This is a genomic window from bacterium, from assembly GCA_019695305.1.
Taxonomy (GTDB): domain Bacteria; phylum UBA10199; class UBA10199; order UBA10199; family JAIBAG01; genus JAIBAG01.
Window position 1 is genome coordinate 25,926 of the sequence record JAIBAG010000013.1, and the last position, 17,145, is coordinate 43,070.

At 41.6% G+C, this 17,145-nt stretch carries 13 protein-coding genes; 11 read left to right on the plus strand and 2 right to left on the minus strand.

The features are described 5' to 3' along the window. Window positions 1-69: 69 nt before the first annotated feature. The gene (locus K1X76_07360; GenBank protein MBX7148890.1) at window positions 70-1,479 is read left to right on the plus strand and encodes an aldehyde dehydrogenase family protein; all 1,410 of its coding nucleotides are present in this window, start codon (window positions 70-72) and stop codon (window positions 1,477-1,479) included. On the opposite strand, the gene K1X76_07365 is transcribed toward K1X76_07360, so the two are convergent. Next, on the minus strand, window positions 1,476-2,012 hold the full coding sequence (locus K1X76_07365) for a hypothetical protein (protein MBX7148891.1): 537 nt from the start codon (window positions 2,010-2,012) through the stop codon (window positions 1,476-1,478). The two genes, K1X76_07360 and K1X76_07365, sit on opposite strands and share 4 nt — an antisense overlap. A 142-nt stretch (window positions 2,013-2,154) precedes the next feature. Further along, complete coding sequence (locus K1X76_07370) at window positions 2,155-6,051, minus strand: hypothetical protein (protein MBX7148892.1); 3,897 nt, start codon at window positions 6,049-6,051, stop codon at window positions 2,155-2,157. A 156-nt stretch (window positions 6,052-6,207) separates the two neighbouring features. Here K1X76_07370 and alaS point away from each other — a divergent pair, with 156 nt between their 5' ends. From alaS to recJ, 10 genes are all read left to right on the plus strand, one after another. After that, complete coding sequence (alaS, locus tag K1X76_07375) at window positions 6,208-8,847, plus strand: alanine--tRNA ligase (protein MBX7148893.1); 2,640 nt, start codon at window positions 6,208-6,210, stop codon at window positions 8,845-8,847. Window positions 8,848-8,887: 40 nt separating this feature from the next. After that, window positions 8,888-9,049: a hypothetical protein gene (locus K1X76_07380; GenBank protein ID MBX7148894.1), complete on the plus strand. Its 162-nt coding sequence runs from the start codon at window positions 8,888-8,890 to the stop codon at window positions 9,047-9,049. Continuing rightward, window positions 9,027-9,191 (plus strand): hypothetical protein, encoded by a 165-nt coding sequence (locus K1X76_07385; protein ID MBX7148895.1) that lies wholly within the window; start codon window positions 9,027-9,029, stop codon window positions 9,189-9,191. Before K1X76_07380 ends, K1X76_07385 begins: the two co-directional genes overlap by 23 nt. 262 nt (window positions 9,192-9,453) lie before the next feature. Beyond that, complete coding sequence (locus K1X76_07390) at window positions 9,454-10,227, plus strand: hypothetical protein (protein MBX7148896.1); 774 nt, start codon at window positions 9,454-9,456, stop codon at window positions 10,225-10,227. A 55-nt stretch (window positions 10,228-10,282) separates the two neighbouring features. Further along, window positions 10,283-11,149 (plus strand): hypothetical protein, encoded by an 867-nt coding sequence (locus tag K1X76_07395; GenBank protein MBX7148897.1) that lies wholly within the window; start codon window positions 10,283-10,285, stop codon window positions 11,147-11,149. A gap of 41 nt (window positions 11,150-11,190) precedes the next feature. After that, the gene (tgt, locus tag K1X76_07400; GenBank protein MBX7148898.1) at window positions 11,191-12,369 is read left to right on the plus strand and encodes a tRNA guanosine(34) transglycosylase Tgt; all 1,179 of its coding nucleotides are present in this window, start codon (window positions 11,191-11,193) and stop codon (window positions 12,367-12,369) included. After that, window positions 12,366-12,704, plus strand: a complete 339-nt coding sequence (yajC, locus tag K1X76_07405) for a preprotein translocase subunit YajC (GenBank protein MBX7148899.1) — start codon at window positions 12,366-12,368, stop codon at window positions 12,702-12,704. The genes tgt and yajC overlap by 4 nt, the downstream gene beginning before the upstream one ends. A gap of 1 nt (window position 12,705) precedes the next feature. After that, a complete protein-coding gene (gene secD, locus K1X76_07410) occupies window positions 12,706-14,427 on the plus strand; it encodes a protein translocase subunit SecD (protein MBX7148900.1) in 1,722 nt (573 codons plus the stop codon). A gap of 8 nt (window positions 14,428-14,435) precedes the next feature. Beyond that, window positions 14,436-15,383 carry a protein translocase subunit SecF gene (gene secF / locus K1X76_07415; GenBank protein MBX7148901.1) on the plus strand — a complete coding sequence of 316 codons (948 nt, stop codon included), beginning with the start codon at window positions 14,436-14,438 and terminating at the stop codon, window positions 15,381-15,383. Next, complete coding sequence (gene recJ, locus K1X76_07420; protein MBX7148902.1) at window positions 15,380-17,110, plus strand: single-stranded-DNA-specific exonuclease RecJ; 1,731 nt, start codon at window positions 15,380-15,382, stop codon at window positions 17,108-17,110. Before secF ends, recJ begins: the two co-directional genes overlap by 4 nt. Window positions 17,111-17,145: the final 35 nt, after the last annotated feature.

Sequence of the window (17,145 nt, forward strand, 5' to 3'; positions counted from 1 at the left end):
GTTTGGCACCCATGGATTGTCCCGCTTCTTGTAGGGGTCGACTTTGGTGTCGCCCCTACGAGAGGTCTCATGCAAAATACCGCCGTTAAGCAGTCGTCATCTCCCATTGTTTCACTCATTCAAAGCCAGCGCGATTTTTTTAGAACAGGTAAAAGCAAAGAGTATGCTTTTCGCGTTGAACAGCTTAAAAAGTTAAAAGAGCTTGTTGAAAAACATGAGCTCGATTTTGAAGCTGCTTTAAAAAGTGATTTGGGTCGTTGCCCGGCCGAAGCGTATTTGGGTGAAACCATCATCATCTCCAAGGAAATTAAACACACCTTAAAATGTCTAAAAGGCTGGATGAAGCCCCAAAAGGTTTCTACCGATTTTCCACTTTTACCTGGTACCAGTAAAATTCATCCCGAACCTTACGGCGTGGCTCTTATTATAGCTCCTTGGAATTATCCTTTGCAGTTAGCTTTAGGGCCTGCTGTCGCTTCCATCGCTGCCGGTAACTGCAATATTATTAAACCGTCTGAGTTGGCTCCGGCAACATCGGCATTACTGGCTCGTTTAGTGAATAATAATTTCCCTTCCGAATTTTTAGCAGTGGTAGAAGGCGGCGTGCCCGAAACAACCGAATTATTAAATGAAAAATTCGACACCATTTTTTACACGGGTTCTTCGCAAGTGGGCCGTATTGTAATGGCTGCAGCTGCTAAACACTTAACACCTGTTACTCTTGAACTAGGTGGCAAGAGTCCGTGTATTGTAGATGAAGAAATTCATTTGGATTTTGCCCTAAACCGTATTGTGTGGGGCAAATTTTTAAATGCGGGTCAAACTTGTGTGGCTCCCGATTATCTTTTGATCAACGAAAAGATTAAAGACAAATTTATTGATGCGCTTCGTAAAAAGATTGAAAGTTTTTATGGAAAAGATGTAAAAGCTAGCCCTGATTTTGCCCGTATTATCAATAAGCGTCATTTTGACCGTATCCTTAAATTATTGGACGGTGAGAAAGTAGTGATTGGTGGTAAGTCTGACGTTAATAACCTTTTTATCGAACCAACTATCGTCGAATTGAAAAACGCCGAAACCCCTCTCATGCAGGAAGAAATTTTTGGACCGGTTCTTCCATTTACCACTTACAAAAATTTGGACGAAGCCATTAACTTTATTAATGATCGTTCCAAACCCTTAGCCTTGTATCTCTTTACAACCAATAAGAGTGTGCAGGAAAAAGTAATTAAAGAAACCAGTGCGGGTGGCATGGCTATTAACGACACGGTGGTGCATTTAGCGATCAGTGAATTACCGTTTGGTGGAGTAGGGGATAGCGGGATGGGTTCGTATCATGGCAAACCTGGCTTTGATGCTTTTAGTCATTTCAAAAGTATTTTAGCCCGTCCGTTCTGGGGCGAAAACGCCATGCGTTATCCGCCGTATGCCAAAAACTTTGGGTTGGTGCGAAAGTTGTATAATTTTTTATATCGTTAAATCTTACTGACGAGCGATTTAAAATAGCCGGGGTTTGAATTTTTAATCGTCACCACTTCGGTAGGTTCGTTATCTTCATCGTGTTCTTCTTCGCCGTTTTGAGACTGATGAGAGTTTTTTTCCTGTTTTTCTTCTTCAAGCGCTAAAAAAACATATTCTTCTAACTTATCTTTTGTGATCATGGGATTACCTCCATAATGAGTTGTTGCCTGTACTTCATTTAAAATGGTCAAAAGTTGATCCTGCTTTTTTATCAAATCTTCATGATGACCGTCGTTTACCAGTTTGTCGTAAGTTTTTGCTTTATCAGCTTCGCGAATAACAGTGCTTTGCAAGGCATCACCAAAATAGGGTGTTTCTTTTTTAACAGGCGTTTCCGGTGCAGCCTCGCTTGCAAAATTTTGAGTTCCATGCCCATCGCCCATTTCAAGAGTAGGCTCTATATCGCTGGTTGGAGCCATGGCTTCTATCATGGTTTTTTTAGCGTCGTTGATTGTTTCCAGCATTTTAATTACTGGGCCCAGATTACTCATAAACACGTCCTTCAGGTTATAATTAAAGCAAGATTAATACCAAAAGGCACAATATTAACTATATGATATTATTGTATATTTTAAATTTAGAACTTGAAAAATAAAGAGATTTTGGTGTGTGGATACCCAAGGCTGGGGAGTATTATAGCTTAAGTCCGCAGCCCGATCCTGTAAAGCGGCTACTTTGTTCTGGCGAAGTATCTCGTGCAGCCTCTGCCTCTTCTTTAACGGGGGTGCTGGAGCCTCCTGCTGGTGGTGCAGGAGGAGGAAGTATTAAAGGCTCCGGTGCTACTGCTCCTTCCATAAACTTGACCTGGCTTACATAAAAACGCCATTCGCGTTCATCATAGCGCATGAGTTCGGCAACAATTTGGTTATTACCTTTCTTTAAATTCACCTCTACTTTTAATTCATCCTTCATGAGTCCTTTACTATTTGGATCGTATGCCCATAATTTCCCATTTACATATAATCTCATCCAGCTTGTGGCCCCCAGCGAAAATGTTCCCACGCCATCGGCGTCGGCATATACATTAGCAACAGCATATACAACATCGCCCATACTGGTTTTATTTTGTGTTCCCAAGCTTACAACAGGGTAACCTTCTGTGGGTATGCTTAAGGTTTGTAAATTTCCAAGGCTAGCAACATCATTCCCATTTTTTGTAAAGGGAGTTTTAATTTGGTTAAGGGGGTAAAAATCTGGATTTTCAAACCTGCCCGATATTTTCCAGTTGCGGATACCCCCCAGCATCATCGGTTTATTTTGCTCATCAAGGTATTCGTCTTCTGTTGCTGGATAAATAACCAGGCCTGCTACATTCCATTCGGCCATTGCGAGAGTTAATCCATCGTCTTCGGTACTTACATGTGCAACAAAAGTATCAGCATTGTAATCACCAGCTCTGCCGGCGGTATGGAGCAACATGGCTTTATTGTTAGCCCAGACCATGCTCGAGGCCCTGTAAGCATTGGTTGCATTCGAATTGTTGGTACGGATCATTTTTACCTTGTAATATCCTGGTGAAAAACCAAATTTTAATTTGTAACGAGCTAGCGAACACAAGGTACGGTTAAAAGGGCTTTCTAACAAAATAGGAGTGCCCAGTAAAAATTCTCCGGCGTTTAAGGTGGCTGTGCATTCGGTAGTAGAAATAAGGTCACCATTAGCAGGATGAAGTTGATAAAGCGTTTCTTCGTAAGTAGGTAGGGAGTCGTCATCAAAAGGAAGCCAGCCGTAGCGAATACCTTCCGGATAAGTTCTGTAAGTGCCCGACTCGTAGGTGTAGTTTGGCATAAGCCCGTCCCATCCCGATTTCAGTAAAGCGCTTCCCGGAATGGTGTCTGTGTCATCGTTTTTGTTAAAATCAAGAGCCAATATGGAGCCGTTGTTTTCTTGGTAATCGTCAATAAGTGTTTCGGCAAAGTTTATATCGAGTTCGCCTATTTGGCTATTAAGAGCATTGGTTAAAGTAGTCGAATCTGATATGGAAAGTTCCTCCCATTCGGGGGTATTTGCGTTGTCGATTTTATCTTCTTTTCCCTGGGCGTGCAGTATTTTACGGGCCAGGCGCTCCTGCATGAGTATGCTATTTATGTTGTTAACCGAAGCTGCGTTGCCGCAAACAAGGATGCCTTCTACTTTTATTTGGGGAATTGTTACCGTACACTCATTATTGTTAGTAGCCTGATTTCTAAGTGTGGTACGTGTTCCGGTTGCCGGGTCAAACCAGTAGGCTATATCTGCTCTTATCCCTTGAGGCATGTTTAAGGTAAGAGTTTGGTTATTAACCGGTGTTATGCTGGCTTGTCTTACTTTTGTAAAATCCATTTCGGTGCACAGTTTCCCGTACGGCCATGAATCTACCATATCAGGAGGAATAGTATAAATGGTGTTAGGATCATTGTCGGTGTCCCAAGCGGGTCTACCATAAAGATTAACCCATGTCTGGCACCCGTTGTCATACTTTTCACATGTATAATCTAGTCCGGTTGTGCCATTTTTATAAGTAACGGTCTTGCTTAACCAGTTGGTACAACTCGTTTCAAAATGATCTTGTACCTGATAATTTAAGAAGCTTGCCGAAAGAAAGTTGTTTTGGTTTTTTTCATGTATCCAGGTGTTAATCCAAAGAGTGTCGGGAATGCTGCCAGGAGTAGATTTAACAATGGGGTTAGCAACGTTTTGTAAAAGGATGTCTCTTACTGCTTCAGATTCTGTTTTTGAATATGAGAAAAACCCGCCTCTGTATCCGCTAAAGTTAGCACCGCCCAAAACCTGTATTAACTTTTGGCTTGTTATATAATTATATAATGTTCCACCGCTTGTTGTAGGGTCGTTTCTGGTTTTATTGTAGGCATCTTTTGTGCCCAAACTGGCGGTGTAAAAAACTTTGCCCCCATTATCCATATAATTTTTAAGTAGAATAATTTGTTCGTCGGTAAGGTTAGTGCCAGCAGGAATGACCAGGGCCTTATATTTTAAAAGGTCATTAGTGTTTAGTTTTTGCATCGGAAATTCAGGATGCCCAAAAAAAACAACTTCGTATTGCAAATGAGCAATTTCAAGAGCGCGTGAAAACCCAAACAAATTGTAATAGTTTGGAGACGTGAACATGTCGGTTTGGTAATAGGTTTGGTTTAAGAAAGTGGGTAGCGAATAAACAAAGCCAACTTCGGCAAATTTGTTGCGATACGGTTTTTCAAAGAGGGCTGGGTTTTTATAGCGGAACTCGGCAATTTTATGCATGAGTTCATAAATATCGGTGCGCACCGGAGGCATTTCGTCATTTTTGAGGTTGAACATGAAAGCGGCACCATTGCTGGTAGCAATAGCCTCGGCAAATTCAAAGATTTCGGGAGGCGCATTTAATCCCTGAAAAAAATTAGTTTGAGCGCGTCGGCCGAGTGCCATCACTGGTTTATTTTGTCCATCAAGTTTAGACAAAGCTTCAGCCATTTTAAATTTGAGTGTTTCAAAAGTGTTGGAGGTATAGGATAAAGTTTTTTGCTTGTTTACATTACCGGTGATATCGTGACTGTCATTTTTCTCTATCCAAATGGCATCAGCAACACTTCCCAACATGAGGGTGTAGGGGAAATATAAATTGCCATAATTGCCATACATAAGATACCCACGCCCCAAAGATTTAGCCATAATGCGCGAATCGGCCAGATAGGTTTCAAAATTATGAAGATGAGAAAGATGGTTGAATAGGTTAAAGCTATTCATCACAGCATCTTCGTTTATTAAAGTTGTTCCATCAAACTTATGCCCTTGTGCAATTAATTGAGAGAGAGAAGTGTTTTGAGCAATATATTCGCGGATACCCTGGCAAGCACTTGTAGTATCAACCGTATCGCTTTTCATTTTAGAATATTCACAAAATTTAAAACTACTGTAAGGATCGTAGCGGCCGTCTACTGTTGGGCCATCGTCTATAATAGATCCTCCAATATTATCGTGTTGTATTCCAAATGAACTGGGAATGAGCGCGGAAGAATTAAAATCAAAACCGGTAATGTTAGACCACATAGGGATTAAGGCATTGGCATAATAACTATATGTGCCTGAGATCAATATTGGATTTCCAAGGTAGTCAATGGCCACTCCGTTTTGTAAAAGTTCGTGGTCCGGGTTTAAGGGTATAGTATGAATAGTGCTGTTATATTCGTTACCGCCTTCAACGGTACTATACATTCCATGATTTTGAGCCCAGTTGTAGTTGTTGCCATTGGCACATCGATCGCAATGGTCGATGAATAAATAATTTTGTCCCAACCAACCGTTTTCGCCATCGGCTTTAAACGTGGCATTGATGATGTGCTCTGCCCATGTGGGGTATCCAGCTTTACTTTGTTTGCGTATGAAATCGAGTTCGTTGCTGTAATCAGGTGACTTATATTCAACCGATCCAGATACAGGGATATTTTGTAGCTCAAGCTCGGGTGTGGTGTGGGCACTTAAAATAGGGAATAAAACTACCCAAAAACCTAATAAAATTGACCATTTTAAGCATTTTTGAATCACGTCATTCATATTGTGCAAAATAGGGGCCAAAAAAGCCAACGGGTCTAAAAAATAAGGATATGATTTTATTAGCTATTTTTATAAAAAAAGAGAGTTTGTAAAAAATGGATTGTCAAAAAGATAACGCTTTTCAGATTGAGAAAAAACTTATAAAACCAGCCCCCTATGACGCTTACAGGAAATGAAATTAGAGAAAAGTTTTTAAGTTACTTTGGATCCAAAAAGCACGCCCGTGTGGCTAGCGGAAGTTTGCTTCCCTTTAACGATCCCACGCTCTTTTTTGTGAATGCAGGGATGGTGCCTTTTAAAGATCTTTTTTTAGGCTTGGAAAAACGCGATTATACCCGCGCTACCAGTTCTCAAAAGTGCATGCGTGTTTCCGGTAAGCATAACGATTTGGAAAACGTAGGCCGTACCCCGCGCCATCACACCTTTTTTGAAATGCTCGGTAATTTTTCGTTTGGCGATTATTTTAAAAAAGATGCCATTTCGTTTGCGTGGGAGTTTCTCACTCAAGTAATCAAATTACCTGCCGAACCTTTATGGATAACGGTGTTTCGCGAAGATGACGAGGCCGAAAAGTTATGGACGGAAGTGGCCGGTGTTCCCAAAAATAAAATTGTTCGTTTGGATGAAGCCGATAATTTTTGGTCGATGGGGCCCACAGGTCCTTGCGGCCCTTGCAGTGAAATTCATGTTGATCTCCAGTTGTATTGGGGCACAGGTAAATCGGCCGGTAATCCTGGAACACATCCCGATGATTTCATGGAAATCTGGAACTTGGTTTTCATGCAATTTAACCGCGATGAAAGCGGCAAGATGACACCGCTTCCTAAGCCCTCTATTGATACCGGGATGGGGCTCGAACGTTTAGCCGCTGTGGTGCAAAAGAAGAAATCCAATTTCGAAACCGATTTGTTTTGGCCTGTGATGGAAGAAATTTTAAAAGTGGCCGGTAAAACTTATGGTAATAATTCCGAAGACGATGTGTCGGTGCGTGTAATTGCCGATCACTTGCGCGCGATGACTTTTCTTATTTCCGACGGTGTGCAACCCGCTAACGAAGGAAGAGGTTATGTATTACGCCGCATCATGCGTCGCGCCATCCGCCATGGTAAAATGTTAGGGCTCACCAAACCGTTTATTTTTCAAATTGCCGATATTCTTATTGAGCAAATGAAGAGTGCTTATCCCGAACTTTCTAAAAACAAGTCGTTTATCCAAAAGGTAATTCAAAACGAAGAGCAGAGCTTTCTTCAAACCTTAGATAAAGGTTTGGCGATGATTGGTGAAGAGTTTGCGCGTCTCACAAAGGAGAAAGAAAAAACCTTAAGTGGCGAACTGGCTTTTAAACTTTACGATACTTTTGGTTTTCCTATCGATCTCACACAAATTATTTCGGAAGAAAAAGGTTTTGTGGTGGATATGGAAGGTTTTAGTAAAGCCATGGACGAGCAGAAGGAACGGGCCCGTGCCAATTGGAAGGGGTCAGGCGAAGCCAAAGTAGAAGCCATTTATCATGAGCTTGCTAGTCAAAATAAAAAAACTAAGTTTTTAGGTTACGAAACACTGAATGCCGATGCAACGGTTCTTACTCTCATTGCCGACGGGAAAGTAGCGAGTGAAGCTGGCGAGGGTGATTTGGTAGAAGTGCTTGTGGATCAAACGCCGTTTTACGGTGAAGGTGGCGGGCAGGTAGGCGATGTTGGGTTTATTGAAGCGCCTACCGGTAAGGTAGAAGTGATTGATACACAAAAGCCCGTGGATGGTATTTTTGCGCATCGTGGAAAAGTAGTGGAAGGTAAAATTACCTCGGGCGCCAAAGTAAAAATGAAGGTTACCACGCCTACACGTCAGGCGATTATGAAAAATCACACGGCTACGCACATTATGCATGCGGCGCTGCGCGAAATTTTGGGTGATCACGTTAAACAGGCGGGATCAGTTGTAAAGCCGGATTATCTACGTTTTGATTTTAGCCATTTTGAACCTGTATCGCGCGAACAACTTGAAAAAATTGAAAACCGTGTAAACGAAGTGATTTTGGCTAATTATCCCGTCACAAAAGAAGAGTTGGGATATAAAGAAGCGATTGCCAAAGGCGCGCTCGCGTTTTTTGGTGATAAGTATGGCGATAAAGTGCGCATGGTGCAGATTGGGCCTTATTCTACCGAGCTTTGCGGTGGAACACATCTTAATGCCAGCGGTGAAATAGGATTATTTAAAATTACCTCTGAATCCTCGGTAGCCAGCGGTGTGCGTCGTATTGAAGCGGTCACTGGTTTTGGTGCGTTAAAAGAATTCCGTACAGCGACACATCGTTTAGGAGAGCTTGCCGAACTCGTTAAAGCTACGCCTCAAGAAATTGCGGGTCGTGTTAAAAAAATGAACGATAGAATTAAAGAGCTGAATAGTGAAATTGCAGCTCTTAAAACCAAGATGGCCAGTGGGGGCGGTGGTGGTAGTGATTACATGGACAAAGTAGAAACCATCAACGGTGTAAAATTTTTAGCTTTTGAAACGGATATTGATGACCCCAAACTCTTGCGTGAGTTTTCAGATACCGTAAAAAATCGCCTGCAAAGTGGTATTGCCGTCATTGCTGCTAAAGCGGGTGATAAAGTTTCTCTCATTGTTACCGTGAGTAAAGATTTAGCCGATAAATATCACGCCGGTAAAATCATAGGCGAGGTCGCTCAAGTTGTAGGCGGCAAAGGTGGTGGTCGGCCCGATATGGCGCAAGCTGGCGGGAGTGATCCTTCCAAAATTAACGAGGCCTTGGCTAAGGCTAAGTCTCTGATATAAGTCTGTTGCTTTAACGAAAGCTCTCCATTATCATAAGTTTATGCAGGATTTCAAAAAAACTGTAGGTAAACCTTCCGAAGTAAGCCCTCTTGAACGCGTGTATCAGCTCAATTTATTCATTAAAAAATTAAACAAAAAAATTAATACCGAGCCCAATGTTAAACCCATTCGAAAAATTGTTGGTCGGCCTCACAAAGGCTAACATCGATTACATCACCGTTGGCGGTATGGCCTGTGTGATGAATGGCCATGTGCGTGCTACTGAAGATGTTGATATTTTGGTAAAACGTGATTTGTCTAATCTTCAAAAATTACTCTCGTTTCTTTCTTCTTATGGCAACTGATTTAAACGGTATATTGATTCCTTTCCTTAATGCCGATGGTCTCATTTTACTTAAATCGGGCTCTGTTCGGGAAAAAGATAAATTAGACGTTTTGCATCTCTCACAATTAAAAAGTTAATAAAATTAAGCTCTTATGAGGATTTTCCGTTTTATTATTTTTTACCCATTTTTCTTATAATTCCCATCTTTCCCACACAACTTTTTAAAAGCTTTACCGATAACATACGCTCACGAGCTTTCTATTATAAATGGAGAATAAATTATGAAATTTAAAATTTTTACAGCGCTTAGTTTAATGACTACCTTTATTGCTTGCGGCGGCGGTGGTGGTGGTAGTGTAGATACGATAGATTTTGATACTCTTACTACTACTCAATCATTTGATGTGATCGATAAAACCGGTGGGCCAGCTAGTGCCATCTATTATTATTACACAAAAGCTGTCATCGATGCTGAAGATGGTGGATCGTCAGCTGGGGCCGATACTGGTGTGTCCATGGTTATTAGCCGTTCGGTACAAACAAGTATTAAAAAATCTTTTACCAAAAGCGAAAGTTTGACGGTACCTATTAATGAAAGTTACACATGCGATAATGGTGGTACGGTGAAGGTGACGGGTACGCTTAGGGGTGTTGGTGGTAGTAGCGGCGTAAAGGTTACAGGAAACTTATCTATGATGATGTCGGGTTGTGATGTTGATTTTGAATACGATAATTGTACCGATCATGCCCGTATTAGCGGTTCGTCAAGTTTAGCCGTGAGTGAAAACTACGATGCTTATGGTTATTTTACGAGTGGCATCTCTAAACTGAGCGCTAGCAATTTAACGGTAACAAAATCGGGTACTACTTATTCGTTGGGAATGAATCTTACTTTAGACGAAGACGAAGGTAGTGTAGATGGTTTTTATACCTATGACGGCGATAATTACGATGCTAACGAATTGGATATGGCCTCTAGCAGTTATAGCGATGAAGAAGTATGTGACACACTGGGATTAAGTGCCCCAGAAGGTGATGTTAACGTAGACTTTTGATTTTATTAAGAATTTACATCAGCAACTTTTCCCGTTCTTTACCGATAACTAAGGTATGGGCGACGTTACACCAGTATCACCATATCCGGGATCTGACCAAACAAGACAAGCGGATGATTTCTCCATCAATAGCTGCGATGAATCGCTTTTTATTAATGCATTAGGTAAAGACTCATTTATTTGCATTGAAGGCACTCGCTTCAATTGTGTTCGTGTACAAGTGCAGGCTTTAGCTCTTTTAGATGGTGGTGCTCACGTAGCTCATCTTGTTCCACAACTTGTTCAAAACGCCCTCATGTATCCAAATAAAAATGAATATACTTATGCTTTAGCAGCCTTGTTATATCCTACGGCCGATAAATTATTTGTAGAGTCGGCGCAAACGCAGATACAGGGAGGCTTTAATCGTTTAAAAGAGGGGAACCCAGAAACGGTGATTGCTGTTTTATCAAACTTACCCGGTGGGGATGTAGCCCTTTGGAATTTATTTACACATCCCGATCATGTTCCTCTTAAAGCAAAAGTTGATTTATTTGATTATTTTTTAAGAGTAAACGATCAGCATTTACGTGAAGAAGATAAAAAATTATTTTATACACTTACCGATAGTACAAAAACACCCCAAGAACGTATTGCAGCACTGCAAAAAATTCCTTTCGATTTTAGCACTCATTACGGACAAAAAAATTATTTGCTGCTTTTGTGGCTTGCCTATAATGGAACAACAAAGGGAGATTTCCCGCCTTCCATTCAGCAGGCGATTGCGCCTTATCTGACATCCTTTCAGGCTCCTTCTCTTTTTAACCCCGAAATGGTTTTTGCTTTTGGGGCACCTAATTTGTATCGTGACCGCCTGGCGGAAAGTATGTCTTTAGAAGCAATTTTTAGCAGGATTCGATCATATCAATTAAGTTCAAATTAATCCTTCCCAAAACGGATTTCCCATCTTAAAAGGCCTCTCCTATGTCTTTTAAGTTTGAAGTTTTAAAAACCTTTACCGATACACGCGCTCGCTTAGGTAAAATCACCACGCCACGCGGAATTATCAACACGCCTGTGTTTATGCCGGTGGGCACGCATGCCACCGTTAAATCGATGCGCCCAGAAGAGCTTAAGGCCATGGGCGCCGAAATTATTTTGGGTAATACGTATCATTTATTTTTACGACCTGGTGATGAACTGATTAAAAAAATGGGCCAGCTGCCAAAATTTATGAATTGGAATGGGCCCATGCTGACTGATAGTGGTGGCTTTCAGGTGTTTAGTTTGGGCCGTGAAGAGCGTCCTGTTCCCAAAGACGAAGCGAACCCTCCCACACAAAATACCAAGCTTGCCAAAGTGACCGATGAAGGTGTGCATTTCCAATCGCATATCGATGGCGAAAAACATTTTATGACGCCCGAAAAATCCATCGCCATCCAGGAAAATTTAGGGGCTGATATCATTATGGCTTTTGACGAGTGTCTGGAAGGGACTGCTTCTTATACGGCAGCTGAAGAATCACTGGCGCGATCGATGGATTGGGAGAGACGCTCTCTTAAATGTAAAACACGCGATGATCAGGCTCTGTTTGGCATTATTCAGGGCGGGATGTACAAAGATTTACGTAAACGCTCTCTGGAAGAATTGTTAGCTATGGAAGAGGGCGGTAAAAAATTTGCAGGCATGGCCATTGGTGGATTGTCTGTGGGAGAACCCATTCCTCAAATGTATGAAATGGCCGATTACATCACGCCGCTTATCCCGGCCCATTTGCCACATTACTTGATGGGCGTAGGAATGCCCGAAAACATTATCACCTGCATTGATATGGGGATTGATATGTTTGATTGTGTGATTCCTACACGCAACGCGCGCAACGGCATGCTGTTTACCGATACCGGTTTTATTCAGATTAAACAATCCCAGTACACAGAAGATCAAAAGCCTATTGAAGAGGGTTGCACTTGTTACACTTGTAAAAATTATACCCGGGCATACCTCCGTCATCTGCAAATGGGGAAGGAAATTCTCTCGGCAGTTCTCAATACAATTCATAATTTACATTACTATCTTAATTTGCTACAACGAGTCCGCACGTCGCTTCAGAACGGGCAATTTGTTGAATTTAAAAAAGATTTTTTTAGAAAAAGGAACTTATGATGAATCTACTTATCTCTACAGCATGGGCACAGGACGCTGCAGCCCCCGGACCTCAAGGTGGTGTTTTGGGGATGATTGCTCCCATCCTTATTATGTTTGTTATTTTTTATTTCCTCATGATACGCCCTCAGCAAAAGCAACAAAAATTGCGCAAGTTGATGTTAGATAATTTAAAACGCGGCGATGAAGTGGTGACCACCAGTGGTATTTACGGAAAAATTACCGATATTACCGATAGCACCATCATGCTGCAAATTGCTGGCAGCCTTACTGTTAAAATGGAACGCGCGCATGTGAATGCCGTAACTAACCTACCAACACCCGAGAAAAAGTAATATGAACTCAACCTGGAAATGGAAAACCTGGGGAACCGTATTTGCCGTAATCTTATCGGTTTACCTCTTGGTACCAACCTTGTTTAATTTTAAAACTCGTTTTCCGGATGCCGATAAAAAACCGGCATGGGCCAAGTTGTTTCCGGAAAAATCCATCAATTTGGGTCTCGATTTAAGAGGGGGCCTTTATTTGGAAATGTTGATTGCTGTAGACGAAGCCATCGATAACCGTATCGATATTTTAACTCTCGAAATTGAACGCCAATCTAAAGATAAAATTGAACCGGTAAAAGTTAACAGCTTTAAAGGTGAAAAAAGAGCAACGCTTGAATTTCCCGCTGCTAAAGCTTCCGAAATGGATGCTCTTTTAAAAGAAAACTTTAATGATGTGTTTTCTATAGCAAGGGGAGAAGCTCCCGATACCAACACCACGGTTTATAATTTAACGCTTACCAAAAAATACGAAAAATATATTACCGACAACACTCTTAAGCAGGCTGTAGAATCGGTGCGTAATCGTATCGATCGTTATGGAGTTTCGGAAGCTTCTATTATACAACAGGGCAGCGATCGTCTTATTGTGGAGTTACCCGGTATTGACGATCCTACTCGTGTTATTGACCTCATTCGCAAAACAGCTCTTTTAGAATTTAAGATGGTGGACGATAGCTTGGGCGACGGATTAGCAGGTCTTGTTGCTAAGGCCCGTGAAGAAGCAGGAATAAAAGAAGGTTATACTAAAGAGGATGTTGATAAAATTAATGTGCAATTAAAAGGCAAAATTCCTGAGGGAACCGAAGTGGTGTTTGAATTACGTCGCGATCCGGTTACCAAAGAAATTATTGGTGGTGCTCCACTTCTTTTAAAAACACGCGCTGAGGTAACAGGCGATATGTTGCGTAATGCCCAGGTGGGAGTAAACAACAACGAGCCTCATGTGTCGCTATCGTTTAACAAGGTGGGAACAACTAATTTTGGAGAACTTACAAAAAAGAACGTGGGTAAAAGGCTTGCTATTGTTTTAGATGGTGTTGTTTTTTCGGCACCCGTTATTCAAACGGCCATTATGAATGGTGAGGCTCAAATTACTCTGGGCTATGGCGATTATCAAAACCTGCTTAAAGAAGCCGATGATTTAGCCTTGGTTTTACGTGAAGGCGCTTTGCCGGCCACTCTTACTGTAGCCAGTAAAACGGTAGTGGGCCCGTCGCTTGGGCTCGATTCCATTAATCAGGGTATGATGTCGGTTGTAGTGGCTACTGTAGTTATCATTATATTCATGGTGTTGTATTACAAACTGGGCGGTATTGTTTCTACCGTAGGTTTGGTGCTTAACATGATTTTTATTTTGGCTATCATGGCACTTCTTCAGGCTTCGTTAACCCTTCCTGGTATTGCCGGGATTGTGCTTACTTTGGGGATGGCGGTGGATGCCAATATTATTATTTTTGAGCGCATGCGCGAAGAAATACGCGCCGATCGCTCGGCACGCGCCATTATTGAAAACGGTTACGGTCATGCGATGTCGGCCATTATCGATTCGAACGTGACAACGCTTATTGCTGGTGTGGTGTTGTATCAGTTTGGTACGGGTTCTATTAAGGGTTTTGCCACAACCCTCATGATTGGAATTGTGACCACTATGTTTACAGCTATTACGGTGACACGTTTAATTTACGATTATTATGTGCATGTTAAAAAGGTAAAGCAGATTACTATATAGGTTCTAATATGAAACAAATTACTATTCCTCCATCTACTACCAAGTTCCATTTTCCGTTCATGCAGTTTAGGAACTATTTTATGGTGTTATCGCTTGTTTTTGTGATTTTGGGTGTGTACGCCATGGTAAATAAGGGCTTTAATTATGGTATCGACTTTATGGGGGGTGTGAAGCTGGTCTATAAATTTTCAAATCCTATTGGCGATTCCGATATTAGAAGGGCTCTTGAAAAAATAAATTTGGCCGATGCCGAAGTGGTGCGTTTTGGCGATGCTAAAGATAATTCTTACCTCATTAAAGTGAGAACGCTTGAAAATAAAGATACAGCCAAGGAAGTTACCGATAAATTAACCCAAGAGTTATCCACCCAAAAAATCACTTTGTTATCGGAAGAAACAGTGGGGCCTAAAGTAGGAGCCGAGTTAAGGCAAAAGGGATTGATGGCTGTCGTGTTATCGTTGGCGCTTATTTTGGTGTATATTGGCTGGCGTTTTGATTTCTTATTCTCACCCGGCGCTATTGCGGCTTTGGCTCACGATACTATTTTTGCGCTTGGTCTTTTTGTATTTTTAGGAAAAGAATTTAACCTTACTATTTTAACGGCGGTGTTAACGCTTATTGGTTATTCTAATAATGACACCATTATTATTTATGATCGTGTGCGCGAAAATTTGAAAAAACTGCCAGCGGGCGTTCCTTTAGTAGATATTATTGACCGTTCTCTTAATGAAACTTTGTCACGTTCTATTATTACCCACTTAACTGTTTTGTTTTCCATGATTGTGCTTTTTATTTTTGGTGGTGGAGTTATACACGACTTTGCTTTTTTTATGATTATTGGTGTTATTGTGGGAAGTTATTCGTCTATGTTTATTGCGTCTCCCATCTATTTATGGATGCAAAAACTATTTCCCCACAAGGGGCTTTTGGCGGATGCTAGCCGTTATAAAAAATGACCAAGGAATGGTTTATAAAACCTGCCTCCGATACCCTCATTCACAATCTTGTTCATAACCTTCATATTAGCCCTCTTTTAGCTAGGCTTTTTGTTAATCGTGGGCTTACTACGCCCGATGCAGTGGATGCTTTTTTAAATTCTAATTTATCCCACTTGCCTAACCCGTTTTTATTAAAGGATATGGATAAAGCCGTTTTGCGTATTGTGCAGGCCATTTATAAAAAGGAAAAAATTGTTATTTACGGCGATTACGATGTGGATGGGACGGTATCTACCAGTTTGTTATGGCATTTTTTTAACGAGTTAGGACATCCGGTTTCTTTTTATGTGCCGCACCGTGTGCGGGAAGGGTATTCACTTAACAATGCGGCACTCCAAAAATTAAAAGAAGAAGGCGCCGGTTTAGTGATTACCGTTGATAACGCTATTGCAGCACATGGCGCCATTGATTTTGCAAACACATTAAATCTCGATGTGATTATAACCGATCATCACGAGGTCCCACCAAGCATTCCGCAGGCCTTGGCGGTAGTGAATCCACAACGGCGCGACTGTGATTATCCGGCTAAAGAAATTTGTGGAGCGGGTGTTGCCTATAATCTGATGATGGCGCTTCGCATGAGGCTAAGGGAGGAAGGCTATTTTAAAGAGAGGCACGAGCCAAACTTAAGAAAGTATCTCGATTTGGTAGCGCTAGCTACGGTAGCCGATGTAATGCCTTTAATGGGTGTAAACCGCATTTTTGTACGTTACGGCATGGAGCAAATGGCCCGTACCGAATGGAAAGGGCTTAAAGCCCTTATGGATGTGGCTAAAGTGAGCGTTCCAGTAGATGCTCAGGCTCTTGGGTTTTATTTGGGGCCACGGCTTAATGCTTGTGGGCGTTTATATGAGGCTTCTACCGGTGTAAAAATGCTGATTAGTAGGGATGAAGCCGAAGCCAGAAGATTAGCCAGTGAGCTAGACAAGGCTAATTTTGAACGTCGTGAAATTGAAAAGGGGATTGTGGCTGAGGCTATGGCCATGTACGAAAGTGATACTGTCTATCAAAAGCGGTCGGCTGTGGTTCTTTTTTCACAAAACTGGCATCCGGGTGTGGTTGGAATTGTAGCTAGTCGTCTGATGAACAAATATCAAAAACCCTTTATAGTTATGGCACCCGATACTGTGGGTGGTGATCATTTAAAAGGATCGGCTCGGTCTTTTGGTGGTATCAATATTACGGAGTCTATCCGGGCTTGTGGAGATTTGGTTTTAAAGTGCGGTGGTCACATGGCAGCTAGTGGGTTGACGATTACGGCTAAAAATAAAGCGTTGTTTGAGGAAAAGCTGGATCAGATTGTGTTTAATAAAAATAAGGAAAACCCGCCTCAGGTGGGGCTTGCCTTAGATGGCGAATTGTCTTTGTCGGAAATGACGCTTGCGTTTTGGAATGAGCTTAATCGTTTAGCCCCCTTTGGTAACGGTAACCCCGAACCTGTTTTTAGTGCCCGTGGACTAGTTCCGCAGGAAGCGCGCGTGGTGGGAGAGAAGCACCTCAAATTAAAATTTAAGGAAAAAGATAAACCATTTTTTTATGGCGCTATTGCTTTTGGAAAGGCCGAAGCGCTTCCCTTGTTAGCTCCTTTTATGGATGTAGCCTTCCATTGCCAAAAAAATACCTTTAACAATCGCACTTCTATTGAGCTTAAAGTTATTGATTTTAAAACACGTATAAGTATTTGATAAATATATATTTATTAATTAACTTTAAACGTCTT

What these genes read in the sequence shown, in the direction of transcription:
- K1X76_07360 (MBX7148890.1), top strand. Translation starts at nt 70, where the DNA reads ATGCAAAATACCGCCGTTAAGCAGTCGTCATCTCCCATTGTTTCACTC.
- K1X76_07365 (MBX7148891.1), bottom strand. Translation starts at nt 2,012, where the DNA reads ATGAGTAATCTGGGCCCAGTAATTAAAATGCTGGAAACAATCAACGAC.
- K1X76_07370 (MBX7148892.1), bottom strand. Translation starts at nt 6,051, where the DNA reads ATGAATGACGTGATTCAAAAATGCTTAAAATGGTCAATTTTATTAGGT.
- alaS (MBX7148893.1), top strand. Translation starts at nt 6,208, where the DNA reads ATGACGCTTACAGGAAATGAAATTAGAGAAAAGTTTTTAAGTTACTTT.
- K1X76_07380 (MBX7148894.1), top strand. Translation starts at nt 8,888, where the DNA reads ATGCAGGATTTCAAAAAAACTGTAGGTAAACCTTCCGAAGTAAGCCCT.
- K1X76_07390 (MBX7148896.1), top strand. Translation starts at nt 9,454, where the DNA reads ATGAAATTTAAAATTTTTACAGCGCTTAGTTTAATGACTACCTTTATT.
- K1X76_07395 (MBX7148897.1), top strand. Translation starts at nt 10,283, where the DNA reads ATGGGCGACGTTACACCAGTATCACCATATCCGGGATCTGACCAAACA.
- tgt (MBX7148898.1), top strand. Translation starts at nt 11,191, where the DNA reads ATGTCTTTTAAGTTTGAAGTTTTAAAAACCTTTACCGATACACGCGCT.
- yajC (MBX7148899.1), top strand. Translation starts at nt 12,366, where the DNA reads ATGATGAATCTACTTATCTCTACAGCATGGGCACAGGACGCTGCAGCC.
- secD (MBX7148900.1), top strand. Translation starts at nt 12,706, where the DNA reads ATGAACTCAACCTGGAAATGGAAAACCTGGGGAACCGTATTTGCCGTA.
- secF (MBX7148901.1), top strand. Translation starts at nt 14,436, where the DNA reads ATGAAACAAATTACTATTCCTCCATCTACTACCAAGTTCCATTTTCCG.
- recJ (MBX7148902.1), top strand. Translation starts at nt 15,380, where the DNA reads ATGACCAAGGAATGGTTTATAAAACCTGCCTCCGATACCCTCATTCAC.